The 7,429-nt window shown below is 63.0% G+C and carries 5 protein-coding genes; 3 read left to right on the forward strand and 2 right to left on the reverse strand.

Annotated elements, in window-relative coordinates:
- The first annotated feature begins 29 nt into the window (after positions 1–29).
- On the forward strand, positions 30–2,234 hold the full coding sequence (locus tag GTW25_RS12965; RefSeq protein ID WP_252912549.1) for a 5'-nucleotidase C-terminal domain-containing protein: 2,205 nt from the start codon (positions 30–32) through the stop codon (positions 2,232–2,234).
- 172 nt (positions 2,235–2,406) lie between these two features.
- Entirely contained in the window at positions 2,407–3,471 is a 1,065-nt protein-coding gene (hemH, locus tag GTW25_RS12970; protein ID WP_252912550.1) for a ferrochelatase, read from the forward strand.
- Between the two features lie 172 nt (positions 3,472–3,643).
- On the opposite strand, the gene GTW25_RS12975 is transcribed toward hemH, so the two are convergent.
- Together GTW25_RS12975 and GTW25_RS12980 are read right to left on the reverse strand one after the other, a co-directional pair.
- Entirely contained in the window at positions 3,644–4,867 is a 1,224-nt protein-coding gene (locus tag GTW25_RS12975) for an SGNH/GDSL hydrolase family protein (protein ID WP_252912551.1), read from the reverse strand.
- Between the two features lie 15 nt (positions 4,868–4,882).
- Complete coding sequence (locus tag GTW25_RS12980) at positions 4,883–6,130, reverse strand: lytic murein transglycosylase (RefSeq protein ID WP_252912552.1); 1,248 nt, start codon at positions 6,128–6,130, stop codon at positions 4,883–4,885.
- Positions 6,131–6,341: 211 nt separating this feature from the next.
- On the opposite strand from GTW25_RS12980, the gene galU reads away from it, so the two are divergent.
- Positions 6,342–7,211 carry a UTP--glucose-1-phosphate uridylyltransferase GalU gene (galU, locus tag GTW25_RS12985; protein ID WP_252912553.1) on the forward strand — a complete coding sequence of 290 codons (870 nt, stop codon included), beginning with the start codon at positions 6,342–6,344 and terminating at the stop codon, positions 7,209–7,211.
- The last annotated feature ends 218 nt before the right edge of the window (positions 7,212–7,429 follow it).

The raw sequence follows: 7,429 nt of genomic DNA on the forward strand, positions 1-7,429 counted from the left end.
GTCGATGGGTTCACTCGGGAGCGTCCTACATGAAGAAAATCACCCTCGTCGCAGCCCTGTCGGTTTCGACCCTGGCGCTGAGCGCCGGCCAGTCTTTCGCCGACTACACGTTGTCGATCCTGCATATCAACGATTTGCATTCGCGCATCCAGTCGATCAACGCGTCGGATGCGACCTGCTCGGACGAAGATGAGACGGCGGGAGAGTGCTTTGGCGGTGTCGCGCGTGTCGCGACCAAGATCAACGAGCGCCGCGACGCCATTTCCGGCGAGGGCGGCAACGTCATCGTGCTCGACGCAGGCGACCAGTTCATGGGCTCGCTGTTCTACACGACCTACAAGGGCGAAGACGCGGTCGAGTTCATGAACATGATCGGCTTCGACGCCATGGCGGTCGGCAATCATGAATTCGACGACGGGCCAAGCATTCTTGCCGACTTCATCGACGCGGCCGAATTCCCGGTCATCTCGGGCAACACGGTCGTCGCCGACGCGGACGAGGATCTGGCCGGAAAGATCGAGGAATGGACCGTCGTCGAACAGGGCGGTGAACGCATCGGCATCCTGTCCGTTCTGGCGACCGACACGGACGTGACATCGAGCCCCGGCCCGAACGTGACCTTCGAAGATGAGATCGAATATCTGCAAGATGCCGTCAGCCGTATGGAAGGCGAGGGCATTAACAAGATCGTGCTCCTGTCGCATGTCGGTTTCGTGCGCGATCAGGAGATCGCCGCTGCCGTCGACGGAATCGACGTGATCGTCGGCGGTCACAGCCACACGCTGTTCTCCAACACCGAAGAGGGTGCGGAAGCTTATCCGACGATGGTCGCCAACCCGTCGGGGACCGAAGTGCCGATCGTTTCGGCCTATGCCTATTCGAAATATGTCGGTGAGATCGAGATCACCTTCGACGACGAAGGAAATGTGACCGCCGCGACCGGCGACACGATCCTTCTCGACAATTCGGTCGAGCCGGACGAGACTGTGGCTGCACGCGTCACCGAGCTTGCCGCGCCCATCGAGGAACTGATGGCGCAGAACGTTGCCGAGGTCACCGCCGCCGTCGACGGCAGCCGTGAGACCTGCCGGGCGGCCGAATGCACGATGGGTAATCTCGTCGCCGACGCGATGCTCGACCGCACGGCCGACCAGGGTGTGCAGGTCGTCATCCAGAATGGCGGCGGGCTGCGCGCCTCCATCGATGCCGGCGAAGTGACGATGGGCGAGATCATTTCCGTCCTGCCGTTCCAGAACACGCTCGCGACCTTCGAGCTTTCGGGCGCGGACATCATCGCCTCTCTGGAGCATGGCGTCTCGGGCATCGAGGAAGTCGCCGGCCGTTTCCCGCAGGTCGCTGGCATCCGCTACTCGTTCGATCCCAACGGCCCGGCAAATGAAGGCCGCATCCAGTCGGTCGAGATCGAGGAGAACGGCGAATGGTCGGCGCTGGACGAGGGCGCGACCTATCTGGTCGCGACCAACAACTTCATGCGCAATGGCGGTGACGGCTACGCGCTGTTCGCGGAGAACGCCGAAAACGCCTATGATTACGGCCCGGGCCTCGAAGTGGTGCTTGCCGACTATCTGCGCGAGAACAGCCCTTACGAACCGGCTCTTGACGGTCGCATCACCGATGTCTCGGCAGATGCGCCGACCGAAGCCGCCGTCGAGGAGGAAGCACCGACCGACGCATCGCAAGCGACCGAGCCGAGCGCCGAGGAACTGACGACGCCGGCTCCCGCCGAGGAAGCGGCGCCGATCGAGGAAGCACCCGCTTCGACTGAAGAACAGGCGACCGAAGCACCCGTGACGGGCGATCAGGATGTCGTGTCCGAGCCGGTCGCACCGGTCGAGGAACCGGCGACGGACGCGCCTGCCGCGCCGGAGCCGACCGAAGCACCCGTCACTCCGGAAGCAGGCGAGACGGACGAGGCCGCGCCGATCGAAGAGGAAGCACCTGTCGACGAAGCAGCGCCGATCGAGCCTGCCGCGCCGGCGACGGACGAGGCAGCCCCGATCGAGGAAGCCGGTCCTGCCGATGAGGCCGCCCCCATCGAAGACGCTGCCGCGCCGCAGACCCACACCGTCGTCAACGGCGACAATCTGTGGAATCTGGCCGAGCAGTATCTGGGCAATGGCGAGCGTTGGCCGGAAATCGCCGAGGCAAATCCCGAACTGCGCAATCCGAACCGGCTCCATGTCGGCCAGGAACTGACCATCCCGGCAAACTAAATCGACCGGTAATGCGATTGCGGGCCGTCCCCTGGGGCGGCCCGTTCCATTTGCAGCGCTGCGGCCAGACGCCATCTTGATCAGCCGGGCAGACAGCCTAGGTTCCGGCCACTTGCAGGATATGGCGGATACGCCGCCGGTGCGGTGCGCGCCGCGCGTGAAGGAGACGGTAATGAATCTGGAAACCTCGATCGACCGGGACACGGCGCAGGCGATCGGCCCGCTGCCGGGCGGACATCCGAAGGTGAAGGCACGAAAGATCGGGGTTCTTCTGGTCAATCTCGGCACGCCGGACGGGACGGATTACGGCCCGATGCGTCGCTATCTGCGCGAATTCCTGTCCGACCCGCGCGTGATCGAGATGAACCGGGCGCTCTGGTATCCGATCCTCTACGGCGCCGTGTTGACGTTCCGGCCTTCGAAATCGGGTGCGAACTACAAGAAGATCTGGAACACACAAAAAGACGAGTCACCGCTGCGCACGATCACACGCGGGCAGGCCGAAGCGCTTGCCGCGCGTTTTGCCGGCGATGACCGCCTCGTTGTCGAATGGGGCATGCGCTACGGCAGTCCGTCGATGGCGAGCGCGGTCGACAATCTGATCAAGGCGGGATGCGACCGGATCGTGGCGTTTCCGCTCTACCCGCAATTTTCCGCGACGACGACCGCCACGGCGAACGACCAGCTATACCGTGCGCTGATGAAGATCAGGCACATGCCGACCGTGCGCTCCGTGCCGCCCTATTATGACGAACCCGTTTACATCGAAGCCTTGGCGCGCTCGATGGAGAGGCATCTGGCCGCGCTCGATTTCGAGCCGGAGGTCGTGCTCGCTTCCTATCACGGCATTCCCAAGGTCTATTTTGAAAGGGGCGATCCCTATCACTGCCATTGCGTGAAGACGACGCGCCTTTTGCGCGAACGGCTGGGCTGGAGCGAGGATCGTTTGCGCACCACCTTCCAGTCACGCTTCGGCGCGCAGGAATGGCTGCAACCCTATACGGACAAGACTGTCGAGAAACTCGCCAAGGACGGCGTGAAGCGGATCGCCATCGTCAATCCGGGCTTTTCGGCCGACTGCATCGAGACGCTTGAGGAGATCGACGGCGAGGTGCGGGAAATCTTCGAACATGCGGGCGGCGAAAAATTCGCGCACATTCCGTGCCTCAACGATTCGGAAGAAGGCATGGACGTGATCGAAAGCGTCCTGCGGCGCGAGTTGCAGGGATGGATTTAGGGCGGTCGTTCGGGTGTTCTGCGAGCGCCGCGGCGTAGGATCGTTCGGGCACAGGAATCCAAGCCTCGGTATTTCAACCTCCACACCAAAGCAGAACATCCCAAGCCTCGACATTTCCACTTGCACGTAAAAGCAGAACAGGTCGCAACGTGGATGTAGGCCGGAGCCAATCCTAAAGCGCGCCGGTCGTTCCGATATCGATCGGCCCGCTTGCGGGTCGCTCAATCATGAAGTTGTCGGCGCGGCCGCTGGGCGGCAAATTGTCTTCGGTCTCCTCGCCCGGCTGATCGCCGCGCGCCGGCTCGGAAGCAGGGGCGGCGTTCCGCATCGGGCGAACGCCGTTTCGGCCGAGCAGGTCGCCGCTCGCCGTCGCCGGTCCGAAAAGTGCGACGGGCTGGGTGCGGTCGATGCGCGGCGCATATCTCGGCCCATCCAGAAAACCATCTGGCAGGACAGGGCCGTAGAAGACGAGTTGGGGCTGAGGCGCCTCGCCGAGCGCCTGTTGCAGCGGCTTTTCCACGAAGAAGGCGATCTTCCGCTTGCCGGTGCCGGTCACGTTGATGCCGTCATCCGCGCGCAGCCGCGTCGGCTGACCGTTCATGTCCGGTCCGCTCTGGACGAAGGTGCCGCTTTCGTCGACGAAGCCGTCCCACACATCCACGAACTGTCCGTCGACCGCCTGCGCAACCTTGCGATAGACATCGTTGAAGGCAAGCATGTCGGCCGACATGGTGCTGGGGCGGAAGGGGATCATGCCGACCCAGATCAGCGGGATGTCCTTGGCCGCAACGATGTTTGCCACCTGGTCCGCGCGCTGCTCGTATTCCTTCAGCCACAGATCGCTGCGCGGCGCCTGCGAGGCTCCGTCGATGCGCATCGCCTGGCGATCGTTCGAGCCGAGCATGACGATGACGACCGCCGGTTCGATCTCGTCGATCATCGGTTCGAGCGACCCCGGCCAGTCATAGTAGTCGTCGCGCACGAGACCGGACGATCCGTTGGAACGGTTGACGATCAGAACCGAGGCGTCCGCCTGGAAAGCCGTTTCCAGCCCCTCGGCCAGTCCGCCGGCAACGAAGTCGCCGACGAGAAGCACCTTGCGCGCGTCGTCGGCCTTGGCGACCGACGGTGCTGCCGGAGCGGGCGAGCGCTGGCGCGATTGCTGTCCTTGCTGCTGGCGGCGCGGCTGTGTCCGCTGCGGCTGGCGCTGGGGCGCTTCGTAGACCTGCGGTGGTTGCTGGTTGCGCTGGAACAGGAAGCGCAACAGGCCGCCGCCCTGCTGACGTTCCTGCGCATATGCAGTCGAGACGGCAAAAGGCGCGCCCGAGGGCGCGCCGGCTGTGATCATCATCGCCAGACAGAAGACGGCTGCGATGCGCAGACCTTGCGATGCCAATGATGTCTCCGCCTTTTATTGTCCCCGGATGCGCGTCAGCACTTCCTTGGAAGGATGACCGTCGGCCTGCATGCCCATCCGCGACTGAAACGCCTTGATCGCGTCGCGCGACGCCGGCCCGATCTTGCCGTCGATATTGCCGTCATAATAGCCGCGCGTCAAAAGATGCTGCTGCAATTCCTGCGTCTCGTTGAACGAAAGGCGCGTGAACGGACGGTTCCAGTCGCGCGCCAACTGTCCTTGACCTGCGATCTGGTCGGCAAGAAGACCGACCGCGAGCGCGTAGCGATCCGCATTGTTGTAGCGCTTCAGCATGTTGAAATTGTGCAGGACGAGGAAGGCGGGACCTTCGCGGCCGTCGAGAACCTTCAGCTCGGCCCGGTCATTCGGGCGCGGATAGCCCTGTCCATTGGTCCGCACGACGCCGATGCGCTGCCACTCGGCCAGCGACATCGTTCCGGCCGGGAACTTGCGACCTTCCGGCAAACGCACCTCGTAGCCCCAGGCGTGGCCCGAGCGCCAGCCATTGGCGCGCAGGAGGTTCGCCGCCGAGGCGAGCGCGTCGGGGATCGAGTTCCAGATGTCGCGGCGACCGTCGCCGTCGAAATCGACCGCCCATTCCTGATAGCTGGTGGGGATGAACTGGGTGTGACCCATCGCGCCGGCCCACGAGCCGGTCAGATGGCGCACGTCGATGTCGCCGCGTTCCAGAATCTTGAGCGCGGCGATGAGCTGCTGGCGGCCGAAGCGCTGGCGGCGTTCGTCCGCATAGGCGAGCGTCGAGAGGGAGCGCACCACGTTGCGCATCACACGGTCGTTTTTCAGGACTTCGCCATAGTTCGATTCCATCGACCAGATGGCAAGGAGGATATGCCGGTCCACGCCCAGCCGCTGTTCGATCTGGCCGAGCAGACGGTCATGCTGGCGCAGCATCTGGCGGCCGACGCCGACCGAGTTGTCGTTCACGCGATTGTCGAAATAATCCCAGACCGGGGCGACGAATTCGGGTTGGTAGCGCGCACGCTCCAGCACTTCGGGGTCGGGCGCGGTCACGCCCTGGAAGGCCCGGTCGAAGGTGGACCCGGAAATGCCGCTTTGCGCGGCGGTTGACCGGAACTGCTGCACCCATCTTTGGAAACCGGCATCCGCGAAGGCCGGCGTTGATGCGACGGAAAGGCCGATGGCGATCCCCGCCGCCGCGAGCGCCGCGAGCGCCGAACGTGCACCGAGGCGAAATGATCCCAGCAATGTCTTCAAGCTCATGAATATCTCCTTGATTCAGGATTTGAAGCGATTGTGCCCCGAGCGGGTTAGGAAAGCGTTTACCATGCGCGGCGTCGACCTCGCCTTCGACCCATCCGTGTGCAAGATGGCTCAAGATTGACACGAAAACGTCGGCAACGGAACTTTTGCCGCCGCGTTGAACACGCGTCATCACATTTTCGCGAACGAAACGAACGGAGTTCACCGACAGATGAAGAAAGTCAGAAAGGCCGTGTTTCCCGTGGCTGGGCTTGGAACCCGCTTCCTTCCGGCGACCAAGACCGTGCCGAAGGAAATGCTGACGGTCGTGGACCGGCCCGTCATCCAATACGTTGTCGATGAGGCGCGCGCGGCCGGAATCGAACACTTCATCTTCGTGACGGGGCGCAACAAGGGCAATATCGAGGACTATTTCGATCTCCAGTTCGAACTGAACGAAACCCTGGAAAGGCGCGGCAAGACTGCGCAGCTCGATATCCTGCGTTCCATGCAACCGGCCGCCGGTACGACGAGCTTCACTCGCCAGCAAGAGCCGCTCGGGCTCGGTCACGCCGTGTGGTGCGCGCGCGATCTGGTCGGCGACGAGCCATTCGCCCTGCTGCTTCCCGACATGATCATGCATTCTGAAAAAGGCTGCATGTCCGGGATGGTCGATCTCTACAACGACACCGGTTCCAACGTGATCGCGGTGGCCGAATGCGATCCGGCGGAAACGCACAAATACGGCATCGTCGGTGCGGGAGAGCAGGTCGGCGACGGGTTCGAGATCACTTCGATGGTGGAAAAGCCGAAGCCTGCGGACGCGCCGTCCAATCTCTACATCAATGGGCGATACATCCTGCAACCGGACATTTTCGACCTGTTGGCCACGCAGGAACGCGGAGCGGGCAATGAAATCCAGTTGACCGACGCCATGCTGCGGCTCGGCGACAGCCAGAAGCTCTATGGCTACCGCTACAGCGGCGAGACCTACGATTGCGGGTCGCCCGAAGGGTTCGTCGAGGCCAATCTCGCCTTCGCGCTCCATCGCAAGGATTTGCGGCCGCAGATCGAGGCGATCGTAAAGCGGCTCGCGGGATAGGGTGCCGGCCGTTACGCGGTTCATCTAGGTAGCCGCGCTTCGTGGAGGTCAAGGCATGGCAACTGTGTTTTCAGGCGTATTGTTTTTGTTCGCGTTGCATTGCGTTGAGGACGGTGAGGAGTTTCCTTGCGACGGCGATGATGGCGAGTTTCTTGGAGCCGGATCTCGCGGCGATTGCGGTGTAGAAGGCTTTGAACCTTGGCGCTGCACGGATGGCG

Source organism: Aliihoeflea aestuarii, from assembly GCF_024105665.1.
Lineage (GTDB): Bacteria > Pseudomonadota > Alphaproteobacteria > Rhizobiales > Rhizobiaceae > Aliihoeflea > Aliihoeflea aestuarii.

Excerpts from the sequence above, each read along its gene's own strand:
- GTW25_RS12965 (WP_252912549.1), top strand. The coding sequence starts at position 30 with ATGAAGAAAATCACCCTCGTCGCAGCCCTGTCGGTTTCGACCCTGGCG.
- hemH (WP_252912550.1), top strand. The coding sequence starts at position 2,407 with ATGAATCTGGAAACCTCGATCGACCGGGACACGGCGCAGGCGATCGGC.
- GTW25_RS12980 (WP_252912552.1), bottom strand. The coding sequence starts at position 6,130 with ATGAGCTTGAAGACATTGCTGGGATCATTTCGCCTCGGTGCACGTTCG.
- galU (WP_252912553.1), top strand. The coding sequence starts at position 6,342 with ATGAAGAAAGTCAGAAAGGCCGTGTTTCCCGTGGCTGGGCTTGGAACC.